Below are 23,595 nucleotides of genomic sequence, written 5' to 3'. Positions count from 1 at the left end.
CGCGCATGACCGGTTTCGATCGTCCGCGCATCGAGGCAGCTGTCGCAGAGATCCTCGCCGCCATCGGCGAGGATTCTGCGCGTCCGGGACTGGCGGCGACCCCGTCGCGGGTCGCCGACGCGTACGCCGAGTTCTTCTCCGGCCTCGGCAAGGATGCTGCCGCCGAGCTGGGCGACGCCGTGCCGTTGGAGACCGACAAGGCCGAGACGATCCTGCTGCGCGACATCGCGTTCCGTTCCATCTGCGAGCACCACCTGCTCCCGTTCCTCGGCATGGCGCACGTCGCATACCTGCCGGGGGAGAAGGTGGTCGGCCTGGGGCGCATCCCGAAGGTGGTCGACACGCTCGCCGCCCGGCCACAGCTGCAGGAGCGGCTCACCGAGCAGATCGCGGACACCATCGAACGCGGCACGGAGGCGCGCGGCGTCTTGGTGGTCCTCGATGCGGCGCACACCTGCGTGACAACGCGCGGCGCCAGGCAGACCGCGAGCACGACGGTCACGATGGCCGCCCGCGGCGCGTTCACAGACCCGGCCGCGCGCGCGGAGCTCGTGGCCCTGATCGGGCGTGGCATCGCGTGACGCTCATCATGGGTGTCCTCAACGTGACACCGGACTCCTTCAGCGACGGCGGCCTCTGGCTCGAACCGGACGCCGCCATCGCGCATGCCATCGACCTGGTGGAGCAGGGCGCGGACATGATCGACGTCGGCGGCGAGTCCACCAGGCCGGGCGCCCTCCGGGTCGACCCCGCAGAGGAGCAGGCACGCGTCGTCCCCGTCGTGCGCGAGCTCGCCTCCCGCGGCATCACCGTGAGCGTCGACACGATGAACGCGGAGACGGCCAGGGCGACGGCGGATGTCGGCGCCGCGATCATCAACGACGTCTCCGGCGGCCTCGCGGACCCCGGCATGCCGCAGGCCCTGCTCGACACCGGCCTGCAGTACGTGGTGATGCACTGGCGTGGCCAGAGCGACTCGATGGAATCCCTCGCCCGCTACACGGACACGGTCGGCGAGGTGCGCGCGGAACTGTCCGCGCGCGTCACCGCGCTGCTCGACGTCGGCATCGACCCGAGCAGGCTCATCCTCGACCCCGGCCTCGGCTTCTCCAAGACGGGCGAGCACAACTGGCAGGTGCTCGCCGGGCTCCGCGCGTTCGAGACGCTGGGGTACCCGATCCTGATCGGCGCCTCCCGCAAGCGATTCCTGAGCGCGCTGCTGCCCGACGGCGCTTCCGCCACCGACCGGGATGCGCCCACCGCCGTCATCAGCGCGCTCGCCGCCCGCGACGGGGCGTGGGCCGTGCGCGTGCACGATGTCGCATCCACCAGGATCGCCCTCGATGTCGTGCGGGCGTGGCAAGCTGGAAGCGATGACTAGGCCAGCTGCGACCCGACCGTCCGACGCGATCGTCCTCACCGGCCTGCGCGTGCGTGCGCACCACGGCGTCTACGACTTCGAACGGCAGAACGGGCAGGACTTCGTGGTCGACGTGACCGCCTGGCTCGACCTGGCGGCACCGGCGGCGTCCGACGACGTGGCGCAGACGGTCCACTACGGCGAGCTGGCCGAGGAGATCGCCGACGCCGTGCGCCGTGACCCCGTCGACCTGATCGAGACGGTGGCCGAGCGCGTCGCCGCCGTCGTGCTCGCGCATCCCCCGGTCGACGCGGTCGAGGTGACGGTGCACAAGCCGGACGCCCCGATCAGTGTGCCGTTCGGCGACGTGGCCGTGCGCATCCTGCGGGAGCGATCGTGACACCGGGAGGCGTGACGCCCAGGCCGCAGCGGATGCGCGTCGGCCACCCGGCCGTGCTCGCCTTCGGCGGCAACCTCGGCGACAGGGAGGCGACCATCCGCGCCGCCGTCGCCGCTCTCGAGGCGACGCCGGGCATCCGGGTGGATGCGGTGTCCCCGCTCTACGAGACGCCCGCCCTCAAACTCGACGGCATCGACCACGACGCCCCCGCATACCTGAACGCTGTCGCCCTGGTCGAGACGATCCTCGACCCTCTCGCCCTCCTCGACGCCGTCAACGCCGTCGAAGACCGGCTCGGCCGGGTGCGCGACGAACGCTGGGGCGACCGCACCATCGACATCGACATCGTCGACTACGACGGCATCGTCTCCGACGACGAGCGCGTCACGCTGCCGCATCCCCGTGCATCCGAGCGCGCGTTCGTGCTGGTGCCCTGGCTCGACATCGCACCGGATGCGCAGCTCACCGGCCACGGACCGGTCGCGGCTCTCGCCGCTCGCGCCACCGACCCTGTCCGCCGATACGAGGGGAGCGCATCGTGAAACGCACCACCCCCGTCCCGCTGATCGTCCTCGGCGTCGTCGCCGCGGTCGCCGGCTTCCTCATCGAACTGGCGCTGGCCGGGTCGGGGCTCGCGGTGTTCGTGCCTCCGCTCACCCTGCCGATCACGCTGGTGGCCGTCTCGATCATCGTCGTCGCGTTCGCCGTGCCGATCCGCCGAGCCGTCCGCGGCAGGAACGCCCGGCCGATCGACCCGTTCCAGGCGATGCGGATCGTGGTGCTCGCGAAGGCGTGCAGCCTGTCCGGCGCCCTGCTCACCGGCCTCGGCGCCGGCCTCCTGGTCTATCTGCTGAGTCGCTCGGTCATCCCGGCCGGCGGCACGATCTGGCTGACCGTCTCCACGACCGTCGGCGCCATCGTGCTGCTGATCGCCGGGCTGGTCGCCGAATACCTCTGCACCATCCCACCCGACGACAAGAACGGCGATCCGGAGAATGTCCATGTCGAATCGTCTTGACCTGAGCGTGGGGGAGTGGCAGCGCGTCTCCCCGAAATACGTGGTCGTCGTGATCGTGAGCGCCGTCGTCAGCGGCGTGGTGCTTGCGGCGGCGGCGACCTTCCTGTGGCTGGTCGCCCAGTGGAGCTGGGGCTGGGTGCTGCTGGCGGCGGTGGTGGTCATCACGATCGTGAGCCTCATCATCGCGCCCCGCCGTGCGCGCTCCATCGGCTACCGGATGCGCGAGGACGACCTGCTCTTCCGCCGCGGCATCATGTACCAGCGCTTCGTGTCCGTGCCGTACGGCCGGATGCAGCTGATCGACATCAATCGCGGCCCGGTCGGACGCATCCTCGGCCTGGCCGACCTCAAGTTCGTGACGGCGGCCGCATCCACCGGCGTGGTCATCCCCGGACTCCCCGAACCGGTCGCCGCCGACCTGCGCGACCGTCTCGTCGAACTCGCGGAGAGCAGGCGGGCAGGACTGTGAGCGCCCCGCTCAGCGCAGCGGAACGCGCCGCCGAACGGTTCACGGACGGCGAATGGCACCGCCTGCATCCGGCCACGCCCCTGCTGCGCGGTGGCATCGTCTTCGTGGCGATCCTCGGCTTCGTGCTCTCCAACCTGCGCGAACGCATCGTCGGCATCTTCATCGGAACGCCGGACTACGGCGGAGACCCGATCGACCAGATCTACGACCACGGCTGGGAAGGCTGGGCCCTCCTCGCGATCGTGGTGGTGCTGCTGCTCTGCCTGGGAGCGTTCTACCTGTCGTGGCGGATGCACAGCTTCCGCATCACGGGCGACGCGGTGGAGGTGCGCAGCGGCATCCTCTTCCGCACGCAGCGCAAAGCCCGGCTGGACCGCATCCAGGGCATCAACATCGTGCGCCCGGTGCTCGCGCGGATCTTCGGCGCGGCGAAGCTGGACATCAGCGTGGCAGGACACGACGCGAACGTGCAGCTGGCGTACCTCGGCTCGTCGCTGGCCGACGGGCTGCGCGGCGACGTGTTGCGGCTGGCGTCGGGGGTGCGTGCGAGCGAGGCGGAGAGCCGTCCGCCAGAGGTGACTGAGTCGTTCGGTGAGCCCGGGCCTCAGGGAGGCATGGCCGGTCCGGATGGTTCGCCGGCCGGCGTGCAGGGTGCCGCCGCGGCCGGAGGCGCCGTGTCCGGACTGGTGACCCGTCGCGTCAACGAGTTCATCGCGCCGGAACTCGACCCCACCGTCGCTCCGCCGCAGTCGGTCGTGAAGATTCCGCCGCTGCGCCTGCTCGGCTCGCTGGTGCTCAGCGGCTTCACCATCTTCCTGTTGGTGGTGGTCGCGTTGCTGGTGATCGGCGTATCCACGGGCCGGGTGTGGCTGCTGTTCGTGGTGCTGCCCGGCCTGCTCGGGTCGGCGAGCTTCTACATCAACCGCTTCACGAAGTCACTGCGCTATTCGATCGCGGGAACGCCGGACGGTGTGCGCGTCGGCTTCGGCCTGCTCAGCCTGAGCAACGAGACGCTGCCGCCCGGCCGCATCCACGCGGTCGAGGTGCTGCAGCCGCTGCTGTGGCGTCCGTTCGGCTGGTGGCAGATCCGGATCGACACGGCCGGCCACTCGAAGGAGAAGGGCGCGGCTGGGCAGCCGAACACCACGATGCTCCCGGTCGGCGACGCGGCCGACGTCGCACGGGTGCTCGGCCTCGTGCTCCCCGATTTCGCGACGGACGCCCACCGCGAAATGATCGTCGCCGGGATGACATCGCGCGGACGGGACTCCTACGTCGGAAGCCCGCGCCGCGCCGCCTGGGTGCGACCGCTCTCCTGGAGGCGCAACGGGTACAGCATCGTCGACGGGGTGATCCTGCTGCGCCGCGGCGCGGTGTGGCGCAGCCTGGCGATGGTCCCGCTCGCCCGCCTGCAGAGCCTCGAAATCCAGCAGGGCCCGATCGACAGGATGCTCGGCCTCGCCGGCGCCCGCCTGCACACGGTCTCGGGTCCGGTGCGACCCAGGCTGGCAGCGCTGGACGCACCCCAGAGCGTCCACCTCTTCGACGACGTCGCCGCCGGCGCCATCGCCTCCGCGCAGTCCGACCGCAGCCACCGCTGGGCGGAGCTCCCGTTCGACCAGGCCGCCCCACTGGATGCGCCGACGCCGCCCGCGCCCCCCACCACGACCCCCGAGGAGCACCTCTGATGCAGCGTTCCGGACGACTCGGTCTCGGCATCATCGGCGCTGGTCGTGTCGGGCCGGTGATCGGCGCTGCGCTCGCGGGAGCTGGACACGCCATCGTCGGGGTCTCTGCCGTGTCGGAGGCGAGCAGGGAGCGGGCCGGGGCGATGCTGCCGAACGCGCCCATCCTGGATGTTCCCGTGCTGGTGGAGCGGAGCGAGTTGGTGGTCATCGCCGTGCCGGACGCCGAACTGCCCGGTCTGGTCGCCGGGCTCGCCGCCACCGGCAGCTGGCAGCCCGGCCAGATCGTCATGCACACCGCACCCGGGTTCGGCGTGTCTGTGCTCCAGCCGGCCGCTGCGGCGGGCGTGATCCCGATCGCCGTGCATCCCGCCGTCGAGTTCACCGGCACCAGCCTCGACCTCGCCAGGCTGGCCGAGAGCTACTTCGCTGTCACCGCTCCCGCTCCCGTGCTGCCGATCGCTCAGGCACTGGTGGTCGAGATGGGCGGGGAGCCGGTGGTCATCGCCGAGAAGGACCGAGAGGCGTACGCGGAGGCCGTCGCGACGGCCACCTCGTTCTCGCGGGCGATCGTCGAGCAGTCCACCGGCATCCTGCGGGACATCGGGGTCGACAACCCTGGACCGTTCCTCAGCTCGCTGCTGCGCTCCGCCGTCGACAACGCCATCACGACGGCGTCGGCACCGGCATCCATCGACCTGTCCGAGGTGTTCGACGAGCAGCAGGGGGACGATCGCGGCTGGTTCCTCCGCGGCGAGTAGCCTGGATGACTGGCCGTTCAACTCCGCGCCCGCCCGGCGCACCGGCCGTTAGGGGAGCAGATGCCTGACGTCGTGACCACCATTCCCGAACTGCGCGCACGGATCGCCTCCGGCCGCAGGGACGCAGCCCTCGAAGGCAGCGCTGACGCGCCATCCGGTCGCGTCGTGCTCGTGCCGACGATGGGCGCCCTCCACGACGGGCACCTCCGGCTGGTCTCGCACGCCAAAGACCTCGGCGGGATCGTCGTCGTCTCGATCTTCGTCAACCCGCTGCAGTTCGGCCCGGGCGAGGACCTCGACCGCTACCCCCGCACCCTCGACGCCGACGTCGCCAAACTCGCCGGCCTCGCCGACATCGTCTTCGCGCCGAGCCCCGCGGAGATGTACCCGAACGGCGCCACGGAGACCCGCGTCACCGCCGGCTCGATCGGCTCCCTCTACGAGGGCGCATCCCGGCCGGGCCATTTCGACGGGATGCTCACGGTCGTCGCCAAGCTGTTCAACATCGTCGGCCCCGACGTGGCGGTGTTCGGCCAGAAGGACGCACAGCAGGTGCACCTCGTCGGCCGGATGGTCGACGAGCTGAACCTGCCGGTCACGATCGCCGTGGTCGACACGGTCCGCGAATCCGACGGCCTCGCCCTGTCGAGCCGCAACAGCTACCTCGACCCGGCGGGACGCGCCGCCGCCGTCGCACTCTCCCAGGCGCTCGCCGCCGCGAAGGCCGCAGCAGCGACGGGAGGAGTGGATGCGGTGCTCGCCGCCGCCCGCGCGCGTCTCGACACCGAACCAGCCGTTAAGCTTGACTATCTCGTGGTCGTCGACCCGGACTCGTTCCTCGCCGTCGCCGAAGGCCACCACGGCCCAGCCGTGGTGCTCGTGGCAGCCCGTGTCGGAACGACCAGGCTGATCGACAACGAGCGCATCAGCATCAGCTGAACGGCCTCCTCCGCACGAACGAAAGACACTGATGACCGACGAGCAGACCCCCGAGCCTGAACTCTCCGCTGACGAGATCAGCGAGCAGAAGGCCGTCCGCCTCGGCAAGCGCGAGCGCCTGATCGCCGAGGCGAAGACTCCCGCGGGCGGCGCGTACCCGGTCGCTGTGCCCATCACCACGACCATTCCCGCCGTGCGCGCGAAGTGGGGCCACCTGCAGGCCGACGAGGTCTCCGGAGAGACCGTCGGCGTCGCAGGACGCGTCGTGCACCTCCGGAACACCGGCAAGCTGTGCTTCGCGGTGCTGCAGTCCGGCGACGGAACGCGCATCCAGGTGATGGTGTCGCTCGCGGCCGTCGGCGAGGAGTCGCTGGCGGAGTGGAAGGAACTCGTCGACCTCGGCGACCACCTCTTCGTCTCCGGCGAAGTGATCTCGAGCCGCCGCGGCGAGCTGTCGATCATGGTGGAGAGCTGGACCATCGCATCCAAGGCCCTGCTTCCGCTGCCGAACCTGCACAACGAGCTCAACGAGGAGACGCGCGTCCGCAGCCGCTACCTCGACCTGATCGCGCGCGACCAGGCCCGCAAGAACGTCATCGATCGCGCCAAGACCGTCGCCAGCCTCCGCAAGACGTTCTCGGAGCGCGACTTCATCGAGGTGGAGACCCCGATGCTGCAGGTCATGCACGGCGGGGCGTCCGCGCGCCCGTTCGTCACCCACTCGAACGCGTTCGACACCGAGCTCTACCTGCGTATCGCACCCGAGCTGTACCTGAAGCGCGCCGTGGTGGGCGGCATCGATCACGTGTTCGAGATCAACCGCAACTTCCGCAACGAGGGCGCGGACTCCACGCACTCGCCCGAGTTCGCCATGCTCGAAGCGTACGAGGCGTACGGCGACTACAACTCGATCGCCGACCTCACTCAGACCCTCATCCAGAACGCCGCGCAGGCGATCTCCGGTTCGCACGTCGTGACCTGGGCCGATGGCACCGAGTACGACCTCGGCGGGGAGTGGGATCGAATTCGCATGTACGACAGCCTGTCCGAGGCGGTCGGCGAAGAGATCACTCCCGCGACATCTGTGGAGAGACTGCGCGAGATCGCGGCTGTGGAGGGGATCGAGATCCAGCATCCCCTGCCGGGCAAGTACGTCGAGGAGCTGTGGGAGCACTTCGTCAAGGACACCCTGGTGCGGCCGACGTTCGTGATGGACTTCCCCGTCGACACCAGCCCGCTGGTGCGCGCGCACCGTTCGCGCGAGGGCGTCGTCGAGAAGTGGGACCTCTACACCCGCGGCTTCGAGCTCGCGACCGGATACTCGGAGCTGGTCGACCCCGTCGTGCAGCGCGAGCGGTTCGTCGAGCAGGCGAAGCTGGCCGCGGAGGGCGATGTCGAGGCGATGCGTCTCGACGAGGAGTTCCTGCGCGCTCTCGAATTCGGCATGCCGCCGTCGGGTGGAATGGGGATGGGCATCGACCGCCTGCTGATGGCGCTCACCGGCCTCGGCATCCGCGAGACGATCCTCTTCCCGCTCGTCAAGTAGCGGCTTCCGCCCCGCCCCTCACGGCCGCTGGCGCAGGTGGTCGCGCGTGAGCGCATCCAGCTCGTCGTCGCTGAGTGCGTCGATCCGGTTGGCCTCTCGGCGGTCGAGGCGCATCCAGCGCACGAACAGGATGATGAGCACGGGCACGTCCGCGATTTCTGCGATGAACCACAGGAAGTCGCCGGACAGATGCTGGTCGTGGAGCGCGTTCGGGAACCAGAACGGCAGCGGACCCAGCACAGCGGGCGCGTGATCCAGGATCCCGTCGTTGAGCCGCAGGAGCAGCCCGGGCACCGCATCCAGCAGCATCTCGACGAACGCGAGCAGGAACTCCACCGTCACGAAGAAGCTGGTGCGGATGATCGAGTGGGCGGCGATCGGCAGCACCATGAGCATCCCGGCGAGCGGCACGACGACCGTGATCGACCACTCCGACCACGGGTTGTCGCGCAGCACGGCGGCGAGCGGTGTCAGGAAGACGAGGAACACCGCGCAGGCGAACAGCGGCGCGAACATCGCGTTCCCGAACAGGCGGATCGCGCGCGAGCGCAGGGTCGCCTCCAGCCTGCTCGCCCGGTGTCCGCTGAGAGCCAGGCGGGCCAGGGCGACGGGGCGTCCCAGACTCATCAGTGCGGGAACGGCGAACAGCAGCAGGGCGATGCGGGTCGTGAACGCCCAGCGCAGCTCCGAGCTGTACGCGCCCAGGAACCCGAACGAGACCCACGCGTACGAGCCGAGGCCGAGGGCGAAGAACCACACGGTGGGCGCCACCGGCCAGCGATGACCGCGGCGGCGGAGGGCCAGGATGCCGGCGATGTACAGTCCGGCAGCGGTCACGAGAGCGACGGCGGCGACCGGGTCGAAGTGCCAGGTGGCGAGGAAGACGGTGACGGGTGGCGTGATGGTCTCCGTTCTCAGGTGCAGGAGCTACCATTATCAAGTTATGAATGATGTCGTAGCTGGGATCGTGTGGTCGCTCGCACCGACCGTCCTCGTCGGTCTGCTCTTCTGGCTGATCATGCGCTCCATCGTTCGCGCCGACCGCACCGAGCGTAAGGCGTACTCCCGCATGGAGGCCGAAGAGCGCGCACGCCGCGGCCTCGCGCCCAAGGCGTAGCTGCGCCGCGTCGTGAGTACCCTCGCGGCCTTCCCTTCGATACGGTAAGCGATAGGGCCTGCACCTCAGCGCGCCCACACAATCGGTAGAGGGGATGCGCGCCGATGGACGCAGGGTTCCTCACCACCGCGATCGTCGTGCTGCTGCTGCTCGTCGACTTCATCATCCGCGTCATCGCCGTGATCGTCGTGCCGCGCAACCGCAAGCCGACATCGGCGACCGCCTGGCTGCTCGCCATCTTCTTCATCCCGTACATCGGCGTGCTGTTCTTCCTGCTGATCGGCTCGTACAAGCTGCCGAAGAGCCGTCGAGACAAGCAGGCGGAGATCAACCAGTTCATCATCGAGAGCACGGAGGGCATCGAGCGGGTCAGCCGCGACCATCCGTGGCCGCCGTGGCTGGAGTCCGTCGTCGCCCTCAACCGCAATCTCGGGGCGATGCCGCTCGTCGGCGGAAACACGGCCAGCCTCAACGGCGACTATCAGGCGTCACTGGATGCGATGACGGAGGAGATCCGGGCAGCGCGCCGCTATGTGCACGTCGAGTTCTACATCCTGAGCTGCGACCAGACCACCAAGCCGTTCTTCGACGCGCTGGAGGATGCCGTGAAGCGCGGCGTCTCGGTGCGCGTGCTGCTCGACCACATCGCGTCGTACCGCACCAGGGACTACAAGCAGACCACCAAGCGCCTCACCGACATGGGCGCATCCTGGCACCTGATGCTGCCGGTGCAGCCGTTCCGTGGGAAGTACCAGCGGCCCGACCTGCGCAACCACCGCAAGCTGCTGATCGTGGATGGCCGGGTCGGCTTCATGGGTTCTCAGAATGTGATCGACCGCAGCTACAACAAGAAGTCGAACATCCGGCGCGGACTGAAGTGGAAAGAGCTGATCGTGCGCTTGGAGGGGCCGATCGTCGCCGGTCTCAACGCGATCTTCATCACCGACTGGTACAGCGAGACCGACGAACTGCTCCGCCGCGAGACGGAGCCGATCACCGACGACCTCACCGCGAACGCGCTGGATGCCCAGGTGGTGCCGTCCGGGCCGGGGTTCCCCGGCGAGAACAACCTGCGCCTGTTCCTCGCGCTGCTCTACTACGCGCAGGAACGCATCGTGATCACATCGCCGTACTTCGTGCCGGACGACGCCATGCTGATGGCGATCACGACCGCGACGCAGCGCGGGATCGCGGTGGACCTGTTCGTGTCGGAGGTCGGCGACCAGGCGCTCGTCTACCACGCGCAGCGGTCGTACTACGAGGCGCTGCTGCGCGCCGGCGTGCGGATCTGGATGTACAAGAAGCCGTACATCCTGCACGCCAAGCACTTCACGATCGACGACGACGTGGCCGTGATCGGGTCGAGCAACATGGACATGCGCTCGTTCCAGCTGAACATGGAGGTGTCGCTGATGGTGCGCGGCCGCTCGTTCGTGGACGAGATGCGGGCCGTCGAGGACGGCTACCGCCGCGACAGCCGCGAGCTCACGCTCGATGAGTGGATGAAGCAGCCGCTGCGGTCCACGGTGCTGGACAACCTCGCGCGGCTGACCTCGGCGCTGCAGTAGCCGCATCCGGGACGGCGAGATGCCACTATCTGCGCCGCATCCCGGGCGTTTCGCGACAGTTGCTGGTATCTCGCGCTAGCCGCGCGGCTTGAGGCGCACGGTGGGGAGGTCGGGAGCGGGGAGCGCCCGGCCGTCGTAGCCCGCGACGGTGCCGAACCGGCCGTGGGCGTCCTCGTCGTCGATCACGTCGCGCATCCACTCGGAGCGGAACTGCACGACCTCATCGTGCCCGCGCCCGATGAAGTTCCACCACATCACGATCTGTTCATCGAGCGGCTCACCGCCGAGCAGCACCAGCCGTGCCCCGCCGTCGCCGACGGTCACGGTCACTGCGTCGCGTCCGGGCGCGAGGTAGGCGAGGTGTGCACGCGGCACAGGCACGCCCGCCACGGAGACGTCCCCGGCGTCCACCAGGATGCCGTGCTCGAACGACGCGTCGAGCGGCACCACGATCTCCCCGGCGCCGCGGACCAGCAGCTCGGCGCCGAGCAGCGGGCTGAACACGGTGGCGTCCGTCCCGCTCCCCGCGAGCTGCCCGACGAACGTGCGCACCTCCGCGGCGCCGAGCTGCCCGGCGACCGGCACGTGGTGCTCGAAGAACGGCTCCGTCGCGCGCGACCGGTCCGGCAGCGCGACCCACAGCTGCACGCCGTGCAGGCGGGTCGTCTGCGGCGTCGAGACCTCGGAGTGGCTGATCCCGCGTCCCGCGGTCATCAGGTTGAGCTCGCCCGGCCGCACCATCGCGTGACTGCCGACGCTGTCCCTGTGCTCGATCTCGCCCTCGAACAGCCAGCTGACGGTCTGCAGGCCGGTGTGCGGATGCGGAGGGACGCGCATCCCGCCGGTCGCCGAGACGTCGTCCGGACCGTAGTGGTCGATGAAGCACCAGCCGCCGATCAGCGAGCGGCGGCGCTGGGGGAGCGTGCGGCGCACGTTCATCGCGCGCGGGCCGCCGAGCGGCACATCCCGCGGTTCGAGGATCTCGACGGCATCGTCTCCGATGCGCGGCTCGTCGTCGACGAGCACCTCCGCCGGGTCGCGTTCCAGGTTGCTCACACGTGCATCCTAGAACGCGCACAGCCACGAACCACCTCCGGCTTCCTAGAATGAGAGCGTGCATCGAACTCTCGCGGCGAGCCGCGCAACCGTGGCCGTCGTCGGCGTGCTCCTGGCCGGCCTGGCACTGACCGGATGCACGGCAGCGTCCTCGAAACCCGTGGAGGACTACGCGGGCGAACCGAAGGGTGTCGAGGCCCCCGCGAGCAGCGCGGGCGGTGCCGCGTGGGCCGTCTGGATGAAGGACGGCGACCGCTTCGCGATCGTGCTCTACGGCAGCTCGACCTGCCCGCCCACCGTCGCATCGGTGTCCGTCACCGCCAGCAATCAGCTGAAGGCGATGCTCGAGCCCGCCCCCGGCGGCGTCTGCACGCGCGACTACGTGCCGCACACCACGATCTTCGAGACGCCGTCCGGGGTGACGACCACCTCCGACGTCACCATCACTCTGCCGGACACGACGCTCACCCTGCCCGGCCTGCGGGGCTGAGGCTGCGCATCCCGGACAGTCGGGGGAAACACTGTCACGCCCACGGCGAACAGGGGCTATAACGGCGCCCTCCGGTGGTTACTCTCTTTGTATCGACGCCAACCCTGCAACGGCGTCTGAGGAGTAGACATGTTCGAGAGATTTACCGACAGAGCCCGCCGCGTCGTCGTCTTGGCCCAAGAAGAAGCCAAGATGCTCAACCACAACTACATCGGGACGGAGCACATCCTGCTCGGCCTGATCCACGAGGGTGAGGGTGTCGCCGCCAAGGCGCTCGAGTCGCTCGGCATCTCGCTGGATGCCGTTCGCGAGCAGGTCCAGGACATCATCGGCCAGGGCCAGCAGCAGCCGACAGGGCACATCCCGTTCACCCCGCGTGCCAAGAAGGTGCTGGAGCTGTCCCTGCGCGAGGCGCTGCAGCTCGGCCACAACTACATCGGCACCGAGCACATCCTGCTCGGCCTCATCCGTGAGGGAGAGGGCGTCGCCGCCCAGGTGCTCGTGAAGCTGGGCGCCGACCTCAACCGCGTGCGCCAGCAGGTCATCCAGCTGCTCAGCGGATACCAGGGCAAGGAGCAGGTCCAGGTCGGAGGCAACGATCAGGCCACCGCGCAGGCAGGCAGCCAGATCCTCGACCAGTTCGGCCGCAACCTCACCCAGGCTGCGCGCGACAACAAGCTCGACCCGGTGATCGGACGCGAGAAGGAGATCGAGCGGGTCATGCAGATCCTGTCGCGCCGCTCCAAGAACAACCCCGTGCTGATCGGTGAGCCCGGCGTCGGAAAGACCGCAGTCGTCGAAGGGCTCGCCCAGGCGATCGTCCGCGGCGACGTGCCGGAGACGCTGAAGGACAAGCAGCTGTACACGCTCGACCTCGGCTCGCTCATCGCAGGCTCCCGCTACCGCGGTGACTTCGAGGAGCGCCTGAAGAAGGTCACCAAGGAGATCCGCACCCGCGGCGACATCATCACCTTCATCGACGAGATCCACACCCTCGTCGGCGCAGGCGCTGCCGAGGGCGCGATCGACGCGGCCTCCATCCTGAAGCCGCTGCTCGCCCGCGGTGAGCTGCAGACGATCGGCGCCACCACGCTCGACGAGTACCGCAAGCACTTCGAGAAGGACGCGGCCCTCGAGCGCCGCTTCCAGCCCATCCAGGTGGCCGAGCCGTCGCTGCCCCACGCGATCAACATCCTCAAAGGGCTGCGCGACCGCTACGAGGCGCACCACAAGGTGTCCATCACCGACGGCGCGATCGTCGCGGCGGCGAACCTCGCCGACCGCTACATCCAGGACCGCTTCCTCCCGGACAAGGCGATCGACCTGATCGACGAGGCCGGAGCACGTCTGCGGCTGTCGATCCTGTCGGCCCCGCCGGAGCTGCGCGAGTTCGACGACAAGATCGCCGCGGTGCGCTCCCAGAAGGAAGCCGCCATCGAAGACCAGGACTTCGAAAAGGCCGCATCGCTGCGCGACGAGGAGAAGAACCTCCTCGGCGAGCGGCTGCGCCTCGAGAAGCAGTGGCGCTCCGGCGACGTGAAGACCACGGCAGAGGTGGATGAGGGACTCATCGCCGAAGTTCTGGCCCAGGCCACGGGCATCCCGGTGTTCAAGCTCACCGAGGAGGAGTCCGCACGCCTCGTCTTCATGGAGAAGGCGCTGCACCAGCGGGTCATCGGTCAGGAGGAGGCCATCGCGGCACTCTCCAAGACCATCCGCCGCACCCGCGCCGGTCTGAAGGACCCGAAGCGTCCGTCCGGTTCGTTCATCTTCGCCGGCCCTACCGGTGTCGGAAAGACCGAGCTGGCCAAGGCGCTCGCCGAGTTCCTGTTCGACGACGAGTCGGCCATGATCTCCCTCGACATGTCGGAGTACGGCGAGAAGCACACGGTCTCGCGACTGTTCGGTGCTCCTCCCGGATTCGTCGGCTTCGAAGAGGGCGGGCAGCTCACCGAGAAGGTCCGCCGCAAGCCGTTCAGCGTGGTGCTGTTCGACGAGATCGAGAAGGCACACCCCGACATCTTCAACTCGCTGCTCCAGATCCTGGAGGAGGGACGTCTGACAGACGGTCAGGGCCGCGTGGTCGACTTCAAGAACACGGTTATCATCATGACGACCAACCTCGGCACGAAGGACATCTCCGGCGGCCCCGTCGGCTTCCAGATCGAGGGCGACCCGACCACCGGATACGACCGGATGCGCGGCAAGGTCTACGAGGAGCTGAAGAAGAACTTCAAGCCCGAGTTCCTGAACCGCGTCGACGAGATCATCGTGTTCCCGCAGCTGTCCAAGCCGGAACTGCTGCAGATCGTGGACCTGTTCATCAAGCGCCTCTCCGACAGGCTGCTCGACCGTGACATGACGATCACGCTGGAGCAGGCCGCCAAGGAGCGCCTGATCGAGGTCGGCTTCGACCCCACCCTCGGAGCCCGTCCGCTGCGCCGCGCTGTGCAGCACGAGATCGAGGACCGTCTCAGCGAGCGCATCCTGCACGGAGAGCTCAACGCCGGCGACCACGTGCACGTCGACTTCAAGGACGGCGAGTTCGTGTTCACCACGGAGGCCCGCAAGGAGCCGATCGGCGCCGGCGTCAACGCCGCGGCCGCCATCGGCACGGGGCCGGCGACGCCGGACCTGGCCGCATCCTCCGAGTGAGGTAGCCGAACCTGTTGTATCCCGGGAGCGGGGTCGCCTGAATGGCGGCCCCGCTTTCGCGTGTGCGTGTGTTCATGTGTGCGCATCCGGATGCGGTGGGTCGCTAGGCTTGGGCGAGTGAGTGGTTCAGACAGCGCCGGGTTCGTCATCCGCCGGGCGCGTGCCAGTGACGTGGTGCGCATCCAGGAGCTCGTGGAGCCGCTGGTGCAGCGACGAATCCTGCTCGGCAAGGATGCGGTGGTGTTCTACGAGTCGCTGCAGGAGTTCCGGGTCGCGGAGACGCCGGATGGTGAGCTGATCGGCTGCGGGGCGCTGCACGTGATGTGGCGCGACCTCGCCGAGGTGCGCACCCTGGCCGTCTCCGAGGACTGGCTGGGCAGGGGCATCGGCCACGCGCTGCTGCGGCGGCTGGAGGACGACGCCAGGGAGCTGGGCCTCAGCCGCCTGTTCTGCCTGACCTTCGAGGTCGCGTTCTTCGAGCGCAACGGGTTCGAGGACATGGGCGGTGAGACGGTCGACCCCGAGGTGTACGCGGAGCTGGTCCGCTCGCACGACGAAGGTGTCGCGGAGTTCCTCGACCTGGCTCGGGTGAAGCCCAATACCTTGGGAAATACTCGTATGTTAAAGCGGCTCTAGCGCGTTGCCGCGGCATTCGTCGCGGCCGCCGCTATCCTGCAGGCATGTCGACGTTCAAGCATCCTGTCGGCCCGCAGCCGAGCAACGTCTATTGGCGACGCCGGCTCATCCTCGCCCTCGGCGTGATCGCCGTGATCGTCGTCGTCGTGCTGATCGTCGTGCGGCCCGGCTCGTCCCAGGGCACGCCGACGCCGGCAGCGACGAACTCGAAGCCGGCGACCCCTGGCGCGGACGGCACGAGCATCCCGACCGAGAACACGACGGCGAGCGGCCAGCCCTGCAAACCGGCGAACGTGAAGGTGACGGCGAACACCGACGCGAACACCTACGCCGCCGGCGAGCTGCCGAAACTGACGGTGTCGATCACGAACACGGGCACGGTGTCCTGCAAGATCGACGCAGGCACGGCGCAGCAGGTGTTCACGATCACCAGCGGCACGGAGACGTACTGGAAGTCGACAGACTGCCAGTCGGACAAGGTGGATGCGGAAGTGCTGCTGCAACCCGGCAAGACGGTGTCGTCGCAGACGCCGATCGAGTGGGACAGGACGCGCTCCGACCCGGCCACGTGCCAGCAGACGCGCGAGCAGGTTCCCGCCGGCGGGGCGTCGTACCACTTGACCACGTCGGTGTCCGGCATCGAGTCGGCGGAGTCGAAGCAGTTCATCCTGAACTGAGCCCGCGCCGGTTGCGGCGGCGGTTGCGGCTGGGGTCGCGGTTGCGGCCGCGAGATGCCAGTAACTGTCGCGCATCCCGGGCGTTTTGCGACAGTTACTGGCATCTCGCGAGCTTGGCGCGCCACCCCGGGTCAGGATGCGGCGTCGAGCGCCCGCTCGCGTTCGCGAGATGCCACCAACTGTGGCGGATCCCGGGCGTTTCGCGACAGTTAGTGGCATCTCGCCAGAATGGCGGCCCCCGCGGGTCAGAACGCGGCGTCGAGCTCCCGCTCGCGGTCGGAGATCGCGGCCGTGAACGCTACGCGGAGGGCTTCGCGGATGCTCTCGCTGCGCGCATCCACCCGGGTGGTGAAGCCGAGGCGCGTGGCCTCCGCCGCCCGTTGCTTGCCGCTGGCGACGGGGCGGATCTCGCCGGCCAGGCTGATCTCGCCGAACGCCGCAAGCGTGTGCGGGATGGCCTTCTCGTTGGCGGCCGACGCGATGGCGAGGGCGATGGCGAGGTCGGCGCCCGGCTCGGTGAGGCGCACGCCGCCGACCGTGGAGACGTAGACGTCTTTGTCGCCGAGGCGGATGCCGGCGCGGCGTTCGAGGACGGCGAGCAGCATGGCGACCCTGGAGGAGTCGACGCCGTTCGTGACGCGGCGCGGATTGGGCGCTGTGGTGGCCACGACGAGGGCCTGCACCTCGACCGGGAGCGGACGGCGCCCCTCCATCGCGACGGTGACGCAGGTGCCGGAGACCGGCGTGGTGGTGCGGCTGAGGAACAGCCCGCTCGGGTCGGCGACCTCCACGATGCCGTCGCCCGACATCTCGAAGCAGCCGACCTCGTCGGTGGGGCCGAAGCGGTTCTTGAGCGCCCGGACGAAGCGGAGCGCGGTCTGGCGGTCTCCCTCGAACTGGCAGACCACATCCACCAGGTGTTCGAGCAGGCGCGGCCCGGCGATGGAACCGTCTTTGGTGACGTGGCCGACGAGCAGCACGGGCAGGTTGCGGTCTTTCGCCACCCGGATGAGCGTGCTCGCGACCTCCCTGACCTGGCTCGGTCCGCCCGCGAGACCCTCGCCGTTGCTGCTGGACACCGTTTGCACCGAGTCGACGATGACGAGTCGCGGGTCGACGGCGTCGATCTGGCCGACGATGGTGGCGAGGTCGGTCTCCGAGGCGAGGAAGAGGTGGTCGTGCATCGCCCCGGTGCGCTCCGCGCGCATCCTGACCTGGCTCACCGACTCCTCCGCGCTCACGTAGAGCACGCGCGACCGGGCGCGGGCGGCGCGGGAGGCGACCTCGAGCAGGAGGGTGGACTTGCCGACGCCGGGCTCTCCGCTCAGCAGGATGGCGGCGCCGGGCACGATGCCGCCGCCCAGCACGCGGTCGAACTCGGCGATGCCGCTCGGCCAGTGGCTGACCGTGGCCGTGTCGATGTCGGTGATGGAGCGGGCGGCGCGGTCCGCCCCGATCGAGACGGGCTTGAGCGCGCGCAGGACGCCCGTCGGCGCCGTGGCCTCCGTGACGGTGCCCCACTCCTGGCACTCGCCGCAGCGGCCGGCCCACTTGGCCGTCGTCCAGCCGCACTCCGTGCAGCGATAGTTGAGCTGAGCCTTCGCCACGCAACCTCCTCGATCCGGTTTCACACTACGGGGGACCACCGTCATCGGGCGGAGGATCGCGCGGACTGTGGGCAACTGCTGGCCAGTGTCGGTTGTGAGGGGTTCAATAGGCGGCATGGCGAATCTGACCTTCACACTGGCGTCCGGCCGCAAGCTCGGCGTGACCGGGCTCGGCGATTCGATGGCGGAGCGCATCGTGGTGTTCTGCCACCCGGCCCCCGGGTCGTCCGTCTTCGACCCGGATCCGGATGCGTCGAGCACCAGGAACGTGCACATCCTGGCGTTCGACCGCCCCGGCTACGGCTCGAGCGACCCGCTGCCCGCCGGCACCTGGCCGAGCATCACGCAGGCGGCGGACGACATCGCCGAATACCTGCGGTCGATGAACAGGGACGAGTCGAGCATGGGCGTCAACCGCCCGAAGACCATCGGCATCGCGGGCTGGTCGGCCGGCGGCCGCATCGCCCTCGCCTTCGCGGCCAGGCACCCCGACATCGCCGACCGCGTCGCCATCATCGGCACGCCTGCCCCGAACGACGCGGTCGAGTGGATCGACCCGCAGTTGCAGGCCATGTCCGACCACCTGGCGACGCTCGAACCGGATGCGGCGCTCGCCCAGCTGAGCGGAATGCTGCAGCCGCAGGCCGACGCCGTGAACGCCGCGGACCAGGAAGCCGACGTGCCTCTCGACCTGCTCGGCGCATCCCCGGTCGACGACGCAGCGCTCGCCAGGCCGGGCGCCCGTGACCGCCTCGGCCGGATGCTCAAGGACGCCTTCCGGCAGGGTCCTGGCGGTGTCGCGGCCGACATCCTCAGCTACACCGCCCGCCCGTGGGGCTTCGACCTCGCCGACATCGCGGCGAAGACGCTCATCGTCAACGGCCAGGCCGACCCGCTCGCGGGCAACGCCCACGCCAGCTGGTACCAGAAGGCGATCCCGGATGCGCGGGTCGAGATGATGCCGGGCGCCGGTCACCTCGTGGTGATCCCCGCGTGGGAGCGGGTGCTGTCGCACCTGGCGCCGGGCACGTCGAAGGGGTGATGGCAGCGGGGCGGGAAGGCGTTGTGCTGCGCCGCCCCGGGCATCCACTGCCGGTCAGCTGCGGTCAGCTGGCCTGCGCATCCGGTAGCTGCTGCGGTTGCTGCGTCGCCGCGGTGACCGGACGGCGCGGGAACCGGCGCACCACGTGGGCGGTGACGGCCGGCAGGAAAGCGGACGCCCACACCCGGTAGCCGCGGTCGTTCGGGTGGAACAGGTCTTCGGCGAACTGGGTCACGATGCCGCGCAACCCCTGACGCTTCATGGTGTCGTGCAGCGGGACGACCGTAAGCCCGCGCTCGGCGGCGACGCGGCGCAGGATGGCGTTGCCGACGGCGACCTTCTTCTCGTTCCACGGCAGGTAGAAGCAGGGCAGGTCGGCGACGATCGCATCCTGGGGGACGGCGTTGAACACCTTCCGGATGCCCTCCTCGAACAGGTCGGGATCGAACGCGGCGATGTCGTTGGCTCCGATGGCGACGGTGACGATATCCGGTTTCAACTCGGCGAACCGCGGCAGCTGATCGGCCACGGCGAGAGCGACGGTGGCGCCGGACACGCTGAGGTTGACCATCCGGACCGAGCGCCCGGTCGCGGCCTTGATGTGGTCGGCGATCACGCCGACGTAACTGTTGCGCGGGGCGGAGGCGCCGATGCCCTGCGCTGCACTGTCGCCGATGGCCACATAGAGCAGCTCGCCCTCCACCTTGGCCGCATCCCGCCACCACTTGGAGTGCACGGGCAGCGTCTCGTTCAGCCGGACCCGGCTCGCCTCCAGCGTGTCCTGAGCCTTCCTGACCCGCGCCCACGCGAGAAGCCCGACCGCGACCGTGGAAACACCGGCACCGACAGCGACACGACTCTTCGTTCCCATTCCCAGCACTGTACTCGCGCGCATCCTGACGCGCGCTGGTGGTGCGCTGACCGTTCGCTGTCGATTGGCGGTCGGCGGGGCGTTCGCGTACGATAGTCCGCGGTACCGTGTCCGAGCGGCCGAAGGTGCAACTCTCGAAAAGTTGTGTGGGTGAAAGCCCACCGTGGGTTCAAATCCCACCGGTACCGCCACGAAAACCCCTGGTTAGCCAGGGGTTTTCTGCTTTCTAGGCCGTTGCTCCCGCGCGAAGAGCGGAGACGCCAGTCGGCGGGCACGTGGTCACAGGCCGTCAGCTCGTTCGGAGAGCCCCTCGCTGTGCCGATTCGTTGTCGATGATCGCCCGGCTCTGACGCTCACCGCTGCGCGAGCACCGCGGCGAGCTGTGTCGCGATCTCGCGCACGACGTCGTCGACGGAGGTCTCCGGATCCGGGGCCGACGCCATGGAGAGGAGCATGATCGCGGAGATGACGTGGGCGAGGACGGGCGCGTCCGCCGGAGTACTCGCTTCGTGCCTCAGCAGGGTCTCGCTCAGGAGCTCCTCGGTCCGCGCGACGATGTCGAGCGCGGCGCGGTGGTGGGGCTCGTCGGCATCGCCGAAGGCCATCTCTTTCAGGTAGGTGCGTCCGTTGTCGATCTGGACCCGGTTGCAGGCGACGATCGGGCGGGCGACGGCGAGCAGCGCTTCGAGCGCATCCGGTGCTGTTGCGGCCGCGGCCCGCCCTTCCTCGAGCGCCTCGGCGTAGTGGGCGTTCTGGACGAGCAGGAGGAGTTCGCCCTTGGATTTCGCATAGAGGAACACGGTGCCGGTGCCGACATCGGCGAGCTCTGCGATCTGCTGGGTGGTGACGTCGTCGACCCCGTGCACGGCGAACAGCTCGGAGGCTGCCGCGGTGATGCGGTCCAGTTTGGCGCGCTTGTTCCGTTCGCGCCGCCCCAGTTCGGCGGTGACGTCGCTCATTTCGGGTTCCTTCGACGTGGTCGGTCGGCTCGGAGACGAGTTTAGTTGCCGCCCGCAGTCCTCAACTCCGGGTAGAGGACCTCGATGGGCGCGGCGAGGCCGGACTTGATGCGGGCGCTGATGTCGTCGGCGACGACCTCGTACGCGCCGGCCTCGACGGCGTCGTACACCGCGGCGACAAGGTCGCCGGGCAGCATCTTCGGGCCGTCCGCGTGCGCGGCCATCCGGGTGTCGACGTATCCGACGTGCACTCCCGTGACGAGCACGCCGAGCGGGTCGAGTTCCAGCCGCAGCGAGTTGGTCGCGGACCAGAGTGCGGCCTTCGACGCGCTGTACGTCCCGCCGAAGGCGTACCAGCTGGCGACAGAGTGGATGTTCACCAGGGCAGCGTCGTCGGCCGCGATCAAGGTGGGGGCGAACGCGCGTGACACGCGCACCGGGGCGAAGAAGTTGAGCTCCAGGTTCGCGCGGAGGTCGGCTTCGGAGATGTCGAGCATGCTCGCCGTCGGCGGGACCCCTCCTGCGTTGTTGATCACCACGGTGACATCGCCCGCCGCGCTGACGGCCGCTTCGATGGAGTCGGCGTCCGTCACATCGAGGGGGAGCGGGACGATGCGATCGTCCGTCCACGCCTGGGGGTTGCGCGCGGTGGCGTAGACCTTGGACGCGCCGCGGTCGAGGGCGGCACGGACGAACTCGGTGCCGATTCCTCCGTTCGCGCCTGTGACGAGGACGACGGCATTGGTGAGCGATGGCATGAGGGTTCCTTGACTGTTCGGGGTAGCGGTGTGGGTGAGGGGTGCGGCCTCGGCTAGGCGCCGAGGAAGTCGACGGCGACCGGCGCGAAGTGCTCGTGGTACTGGAAGATCGCACCGTGGCCGGAGTCCGGGTAGATGACGAGCTCGGAGCCGGCGATGCGCCGGTGGAGGTCCTCCGAGAGGACGGAGGGCACCATCCGGTCGTTGTCGCCGTTGGCGATGAGCGTGGGCTGCGTGATCCGTGACAGGTCGGACGGTGCCGATCTGCCGAACCTCTGGATGGCTTTCAGCTGGGTGTGGAACGAGGAGAGCGAGATGTCCTTGTCGCGGTCGGTCACGCGTTCCTTGAGTCGCCCGATGAAGGCCTTTCCCGCCTTTTTGCCCGTCGCGTTGCGGTTGAAGAAGAGGAACTCCTTGGGGTCGGACCGGGCGAGCGCGGCGCGGAGGATGTCCCAGTACGTGGTCCAAAGCACTTTGTCCATGTCCTTGCCGCCGCGCGGGCCGGTTCCCGTGAGGACGAGCCTGCGGACCAGGCCGGGGTGCTTCAGGATGAGGTCTTGCGCGATCATCCCGCCCATGGAGAAGGCGAAGACGTCGATCAGGTCGTATCCCAGCGCCGTGATGAACGCGTATGCGTCGTCCGCTGCGGCCTCGAGGGTCGTGGGAACCTTCCCGGAGGAACCGCCGACCCCGCGCTGATCGAAGGCGATGACGTGGCGGTGCTTCGCGATCGGGTCGACGATCCGTGGATCCCAGTTGTCGAGCGTTCCGGCCAGGTGCACGAAGAAGACGACCGGGATGCCGCCTGCCGGTCCCAGCTCTCGGTAGGCGACGGTCGTGTCGCCGACGCGGATGGTCCGTGTGGGGGCGTCACGGTATGCGGTGACGACGGGTTCCGTGCTCATGGTGGGCTCCTTCGGTGGTGGGTGACGATCAGCGGTCGGCGCGCGGCGACGGGCCGGCGATGGCGGCGACGGACTTGCCGCGAATGCCGCGAGCGAGCGAACCGAGTTCGGCGGGGACCTGCTCGAACGGGACGACGCGGCCGACGACCGGCCGGAGTACCTGCTCGTCGACCAGCGCCGCGATCTGCTCGAGCTGCGCGCCGTCCGCGCGCATGAAGAGGAACTCGTACGTCACGCCCAGGCGCTTCGCCTGCGTGCGAATCTTCCGGCTCAGCCCGGTGACGGCCGCCCGGAGCACGGGATTCATCCCGATCCGTCGAGCGAACGCGGGGTCAGGCGGACCGGCGATGCCGATCGCTGTGCCGCCGGGCTTGAGGATGCGCAGCGACTTCTCGAGGTTCTCACCCCCGAGGCTGTCGAGCACGAGGTCGTAACCGCTGAGTAGGGTTTCGAAGTCTTCTGTGCGGTAGTCGATCACCACATCCGCCCCGAGCCCGCGAACGAAGTCGCGGTCGGCCGCGCTGACGGTGGTGGCAACGGTTGCGCCGAGATGCTTCGCCAACTGAATGGCGATCGTGCCCACCCCTCCCGCACCCGCGTGGATGAGGACCTTCTGACCCGCATGCAGGTGGCCTCGCTCGACGAACGCCTGCCAGGCGGTCAGCGCGACGAGGGGGAGGGATGCCGCTTCGATCATGTCGACGGAGGCAGGCTTGCGCGCGACATCGTCCTCGGAGACGGCGATGCGTTCGGCGAACGTGCCGATGCGACCATCCCGCGGCCGGGCGAAGACCTCGTCGCCCGGGGTGAATCTCCGGACGGCGGAACCGACTTCGATGACCGTGCCCGCAAGGTCGAGCCCGAGCGTGTGCGGAAGCTGCAGGGGCACGATCTGCGTGAACTGCCCCTGCCGGATCCCTTCGTCCAGCCGGTTGAGCCCGGCCGCCTGCACCGCGACGAGCACGTCGTCCGGGCCGACGGTCGGCTCGGGAACCTCCGAGCGCTGGAGCGGCTCCTTATATGCGGTCAGGGAGAGTGCGTGCACGAGTGTGCCCTTCTTGACAGGATTAGTGATT

General features: G+C 69.0%; 25 protein-coding genes and 1 tRNA gene. 18 read left to right on the top strand and 8 right to left on the bottom strand.

Going from position 1 to position 23,595, the window contains the following annotated elements:
* Positions 1 to 5: 5 nt before the first annotated feature.
* The 10 genes from folE to lysS are packed head-to-tail and all read left to right on the top strand — an operon-like array spanning position 6 to position 8,178.
* Entirely contained in the window at positions 6 to 581 is a 576-nt protein-coding gene (gene folE / locus B7438_RS07875) for a GTP cyclohydrolase I FolE (protein ID WP_085368999.1), read from the top strand.
* Positions 578 to 1,381: a dihydropteroate synthase gene (gene folP, locus B7438_RS07870; RefSeq protein WP_085368998.1), complete on the top strand. Its 804-nt coding sequence runs from the start codon at positions 578 to 580 to the stop codon at positions 1,379 to 1,381. Before folE ends, folP begins: the two co-directional genes overlap by 4 nt.
* Positions 1,374 to 1,760 carry a dihydroneopterin aldolase gene (gene folB, locus B7438_RS07865; RefSeq protein WP_085368997.1) on the top strand — a complete coding sequence of 129 codons (387 nt, stop codon included), beginning with the start codon at positions 1,374 to 1,376 and terminating at the stop codon, positions 1,758 to 1,760. The genes folP and folB overlap by 8 nt, the downstream gene beginning before the upstream one ends.
* An 11-nt stretch (positions 1,761 to 1,771) precedes the next feature.
* Complete coding sequence (gene folK, locus B7438_RS07860; RefSeq protein ID WP_256921920.1) at positions 1,772 to 2,302, top strand: 2-amino-4-hydroxy-6-hydroxymethyldihydropteridine diphosphokinase; 531 nt, start codon at positions 1,772 to 1,774, stop codon at positions 2,300 to 2,302.
* On the top strand, positions 2,299 to 2,778 hold the full coding sequence (locus tag B7438_RS07855; RefSeq protein WP_085368995.1) for a DUF3180 domain-containing protein: 480 nt from the start codon (positions 2,299 to 2,301) through the stop codon (positions 2,776 to 2,778). Before folK ends, B7438_RS07855 begins: the two co-directional genes overlap by 4 nt.
* Positions 2,762 to 3,247, top strand: a complete 486-nt coding sequence (locus B7438_RS07850; RefSeq protein ID WP_085368994.1) for a PH domain-containing protein — start codon at positions 2,762 to 2,764, stop codon at positions 3,245 to 3,247. The genes B7438_RS07855 and B7438_RS07850 overlap by 17 nt, the downstream gene beginning before the upstream one ends.
* Positions 3,244 to 4,935: a PH domain-containing protein gene (locus B7438_RS07845; protein WP_143465717.1), complete on the top strand. Its 1,692-nt coding sequence runs from the start codon at positions 3,244 to 3,246 to the stop codon at positions 4,933 to 4,935. The genes B7438_RS07850 and B7438_RS07845 overlap by 4 nt, the downstream gene beginning before the upstream one ends.
* Positions 4,935 to 5,693, top strand: coding sequence for a Rossmann-like and DUF2520 domain-containing protein (locus B7438_RS07840; RefSeq protein WP_085368993.1), 759 nt, complete (start codon positions 4,935 to 4,937; stop codon positions 5,691 to 5,693). The genes B7438_RS07845 and B7438_RS07840 overlap by 1 nt, the downstream gene beginning before the upstream one ends.
* Before the next feature lie 60 nt (positions 5,694 to 5,753).
* The gene (panC, locus tag B7438_RS07835) at positions 5,754 to 6,632 is read left to right on the top strand and encodes a pantoate--beta-alanine ligase (protein WP_085368992.1); all 879 of its coding nucleotides are present in this window, start codon (positions 5,754 to 5,756) and stop codon (positions 6,630 to 6,632) included.
* A gap of 31 nt (positions 6,633 to 6,663) precedes the next feature.
* Positions 6,664 to 8,178, top strand: a complete 1,515-nt coding sequence (gene lysS, locus B7438_RS07830; protein ID WP_085368991.1) for a lysine--tRNA ligase — start codon at positions 6,664 to 6,666, stop codon at positions 8,176 to 8,178.
* Positions 8,179 to 8,196: 18 nt separating this feature from the next.
* On the opposite strand, the gene B7438_RS07825 is transcribed toward lysS, so the two are convergent.
* Positions 8,197 to 9,015, bottom strand: coding sequence for a cytochrome c oxidase assembly protein (locus tag B7438_RS07825; protein WP_256921919.1), 819 nt, complete (start codon positions 9,013 to 9,015; stop codon positions 8,197 to 8,199).
* Between the two features lie 106 nt (positions 9,016 to 9,121).
* Here B7438_RS07825 and B7438_RS20515 point away from each other — a divergent pair, with 106 nt between their 5' ends.
* Positions 9,122 to 9,295 carry a hypothetical protein gene (locus tag B7438_RS20515; protein WP_179150758.1) on the top strand — a complete coding sequence of 58 codons (174 nt, stop codon included), beginning with the start codon at positions 9,122 to 9,124 and terminating at the stop codon, positions 9,293 to 9,295.
* A 104-nt stretch (positions 9,296 to 9,399) separates the two neighbouring features.
* The gene (cls, locus tag B7438_RS07820; protein WP_085368990.1) at positions 9,400 to 10,863 is read left to right on the top strand and encodes a cardiolipin synthase; all 1,464 of its coding nucleotides are present in this window, start codon (positions 9,400 to 9,402) and stop codon (positions 10,861 to 10,863) included.
* Between the two features lie 75 nt (positions 10,864 to 10,938).
* Here cls and B7438_RS07815 read toward each other — a convergent pair whose 3' ends face one another.
* Positions 10,939 to 11,919: a pirin family protein gene (locus B7438_RS07815; protein ID WP_085368989.1), complete on the bottom strand. Its 981-nt coding sequence runs from the start codon at positions 11,917 to 11,919 to the stop codon at positions 10,939 to 10,941.
* 58 nt (positions 11,920 to 11,977) lie between these two features.
* Between B7438_RS07815 and B7438_RS07810 the strand changes: the two genes are divergently transcribed.
* The 4 genes from B7438_RS07810 to B7438_RS07795 all read left to right on the top strand — a co-directional run bounded on the left by B7438_RS07810 (position 11,978) and on the right by B7438_RS07795 (position 16,377).
* A complete protein-coding gene (locus B7438_RS07810; protein WP_247597154.1) occupies positions 11,978 to 12,409 on the top strand; it encodes a hypothetical protein in 432 nt (143 codons plus the stop codon).
* Positions 12,410 to 12,538: 129 nt separating this feature from the next.
* On the top strand, positions 12,539 to 15,064 hold the full coding sequence (locus B7438_RS07805; RefSeq protein WP_085368987.1) for an ATP-dependent Clp protease ATP-binding subunit: 2,526 nt from the start codon (positions 12,539 to 12,541) through the stop codon (positions 15,062 to 15,064).
* 117 nt (positions 15,065 to 15,181) lie between these two features.
* Positions 15,182 to 15,700: an amino-acid N-acetyltransferase gene (locus tag B7438_RS07800; protein WP_085368986.1), complete on the top strand. Its 519-nt coding sequence runs from the start codon at positions 15,182 to 15,184 to the stop codon at positions 15,698 to 15,700.
* 44 nt (positions 15,701 to 15,744) lie between these two features.
* Positions 15,745 to 16,377, top strand: coding sequence for a hypothetical protein (locus B7438_RS07795; RefSeq protein ID WP_085368985.1), 633 nt, complete (start codon positions 15,745 to 15,747; stop codon positions 16,375 to 16,377).
* Positions 16,378 to 16,622: 245 nt separating this feature from the next.
* Here B7438_RS07795 and radA read toward each other — a convergent pair whose 3' ends face one another.
* A complete protein-coding gene (gene radA / locus B7438_RS07790; RefSeq protein WP_085368984.1) occupies positions 16,623 to 17,984 on the bottom strand; it encodes a DNA repair protein RadA in 1,362 nt (453 codons plus the stop codon).
* Between the two features lie 115 nt (positions 17,985 to 18,099).
* On the opposite strand from radA, the gene B7438_RS07785 reads away from it, so the two are divergent.
* Positions 18,100 to 19,026, top strand: coding sequence for an alpha/beta fold hydrolase (locus B7438_RS07785; protein WP_085368983.1), 927 nt, complete (start codon positions 18,100 to 18,102; stop codon positions 19,024 to 19,026).
* Between the two features lie 64 nt (positions 19,027 to 19,090).
* On the opposite strand, the gene B7438_RS07780 is transcribed toward B7438_RS07785, so the two are convergent.
* On the bottom strand, positions 19,091 to 19,897 hold the full coding sequence (locus B7438_RS07780) for an SGNH/GDSL hydrolase family protein (protein WP_085368982.1): 807 nt from the start codon (positions 19,895 to 19,897) through the stop codon (positions 19,091 to 19,093).
* Positions 19,898 to 19,998: 101 nt separating this feature from the next.
* Here B7438_RS07780 and B7438_RS07775 point away from each other — a divergent pair.
* A tRNA-Ser gene (locus B7438_RS07775) sits at positions 19,999 to 20,088 on the top strand.
* Positions 20,089 to 20,250: 162 nt separating this feature from the next.
* Here B7438_RS07775 and B7438_RS07770 read toward each other — a convergent pair.
* Genes B7438_RS07770 through B7438_RS07755 form a run of 4 tightly spaced genes read right to left on the bottom strand, consistent with a single transcriptional unit; the run spans position 20,251 to position 23,564 of the window.
* Positions 20,251 to 20,856: a TetR/AcrR family transcriptional regulator gene (locus B7438_RS07770; protein WP_085368981.1), complete on the bottom strand. Its 606-nt coding sequence runs from the start codon at positions 20,854 to 20,856 to the stop codon at positions 20,251 to 20,253.
* A gap of 41 nt (positions 20,857 to 20,897) precedes the next feature.
* The gene (locus B7438_RS07765; RefSeq protein WP_085368980.1) at positions 20,898 to 21,614 is read right to left on the bottom strand and encodes an SDR family oxidoreductase; all 717 of its coding nucleotides are present in this window, start codon (positions 21,612 to 21,614) and stop codon (positions 20,898 to 20,900) included.
* A gap of 53 nt (positions 21,615 to 21,667) precedes the next feature.
* Positions 21,668 to 22,519: an alpha/beta fold hydrolase gene (locus B7438_RS07760; RefSeq protein ID WP_085368979.1), complete on the bottom strand. Its 852-nt coding sequence runs from the start codon at positions 22,517 to 22,519 to the stop codon at positions 21,668 to 21,670.
* Between the two features lie 28 nt (positions 22,520 to 22,547).
* Positions 22,548 to 23,564: an NADP-dependent oxidoreductase gene (locus B7438_RS07755; RefSeq protein WP_085368978.1), complete on the bottom strand. Its 1,017-nt coding sequence runs from the start codon at positions 23,562 to 23,564 to the stop codon at positions 22,548 to 22,550.
* Positions 23,565 to 23,595 lie beyond the last annotated feature (31 nt).

The sequence above is a fragment of the Leifsonia sp. NCR5 genome (assembly GCF_002105485.1).
Lineage (GTDB): Bacteria > Actinomycetota > Actinomycetes > Actinomycetales > Microbacteriaceae > Leifsonia.
The sequence above is the reverse complement of the archived record's forward strand: the minus strand, read 5'-3'. Positions and strand labels throughout refer to the sequence as shown.

What these genes read in the sequence shown, in the direction of transcription:
- folE (WP_085368999.1), top strand. Translation starts at nt 6, where the DNA reads ATGACCGGTTTCGATCGTCCGCGCATCGAGGCAGCTGTCGCAGAGATC.
- folB (WP_085368997.1), top strand. Translation starts at nt 1,374, where the DNA reads ATGACTAGGCCAGCTGCGACCCGACCGTCCGACGCGATCGTCCTCACC.
- B7438_RS07850 (WP_085368994.1), top strand. Translation starts at nt 2,762, where the DNA reads ATGTCGAATCGTCTTGACCTGAGCGTGGGGGAGTGGCAGCGCGTCTCC.
- B7438_RS07840 (WP_085368993.1), top strand. Translation starts at nt 4,935, where the DNA reads ATGCAGCGTTCCGGACGACTCGGTCTCGGCATCATCGGCGCTGGTCGT.
- panC (WP_085368992.1), top strand. Translation starts at nt 5,754, where the DNA reads ATGCCTGACGTCGTGACCACCATTCCCGAACTGCGCGCACGGATCGCC.
- lysS (WP_085368991.1), top strand. Translation starts at nt 6,664, where the DNA reads ATGACCGACGAGCAGACCCCCGAGCCTGAACTCTCCGCTGACGAGATC.
- B7438_RS20515 (WP_179150758.1), top strand. Translation starts at nt 9,122, where the DNA reads ATGAATGATGTCGTAGCTGGGATCGTGTGGTCGCTCGCACCGACCGTC.
- cls (WP_085368990.1), top strand. Translation starts at nt 9,400, where the DNA reads ATGGACGCAGGGTTCCTCACCACCGCGATCGTCGTGCTGCTGCTGCTC.
- B7438_RS07805 (WP_085368987.1), top strand. Translation starts at nt 12,539, where the DNA reads ATGTTCGAGAGATTTACCGACAGAGCCCGCCGCGTCGTCGTCTTGGCC.
- B7438_RS07795 (WP_085368985.1), top strand. Translation starts at nt 15,745, where the DNA reads ATGTCGACGTTCAAGCATCCTGTCGGCCCGCAGCCGAGCAACGTCTAT.
- B7438_RS07785 (WP_085368983.1), top strand. Translation starts at nt 18,100, where the DNA reads ATGGCGAATCTGACCTTCACACTGGCGTCCGGCCGCAAGCTCGGCGTG.
- B7438_RS07780 (WP_085368982.1), bottom strand. Translation starts at nt 19,897, where the DNA reads ATGGGAACGAAGAGTCGTGTCGCTGTCGGTGCCGGTGTTTCCACGGTC.
- B7438_RS07770 (WP_085368981.1), bottom strand. Translation starts at nt 20,856, where the DNA reads ATGAGCGACGTCACCGCCGAACTGGGGCGGCGCGAACGGAACAAGCGC.
- B7438_RS07765 (WP_085368980.1), bottom strand. Translation starts at nt 21,614, where the DNA reads ATGCCATCGCTCACCAATGCCGTCGTCCTCGTCACAGGCGCGAACGGA.
- B7438_RS07760 (WP_085368979.1), bottom strand. Translation starts at nt 22,519, where the DNA reads ATGAGCACGGAACCCGTCGTCACCGCATACCGTGACGCCCCCACACGG.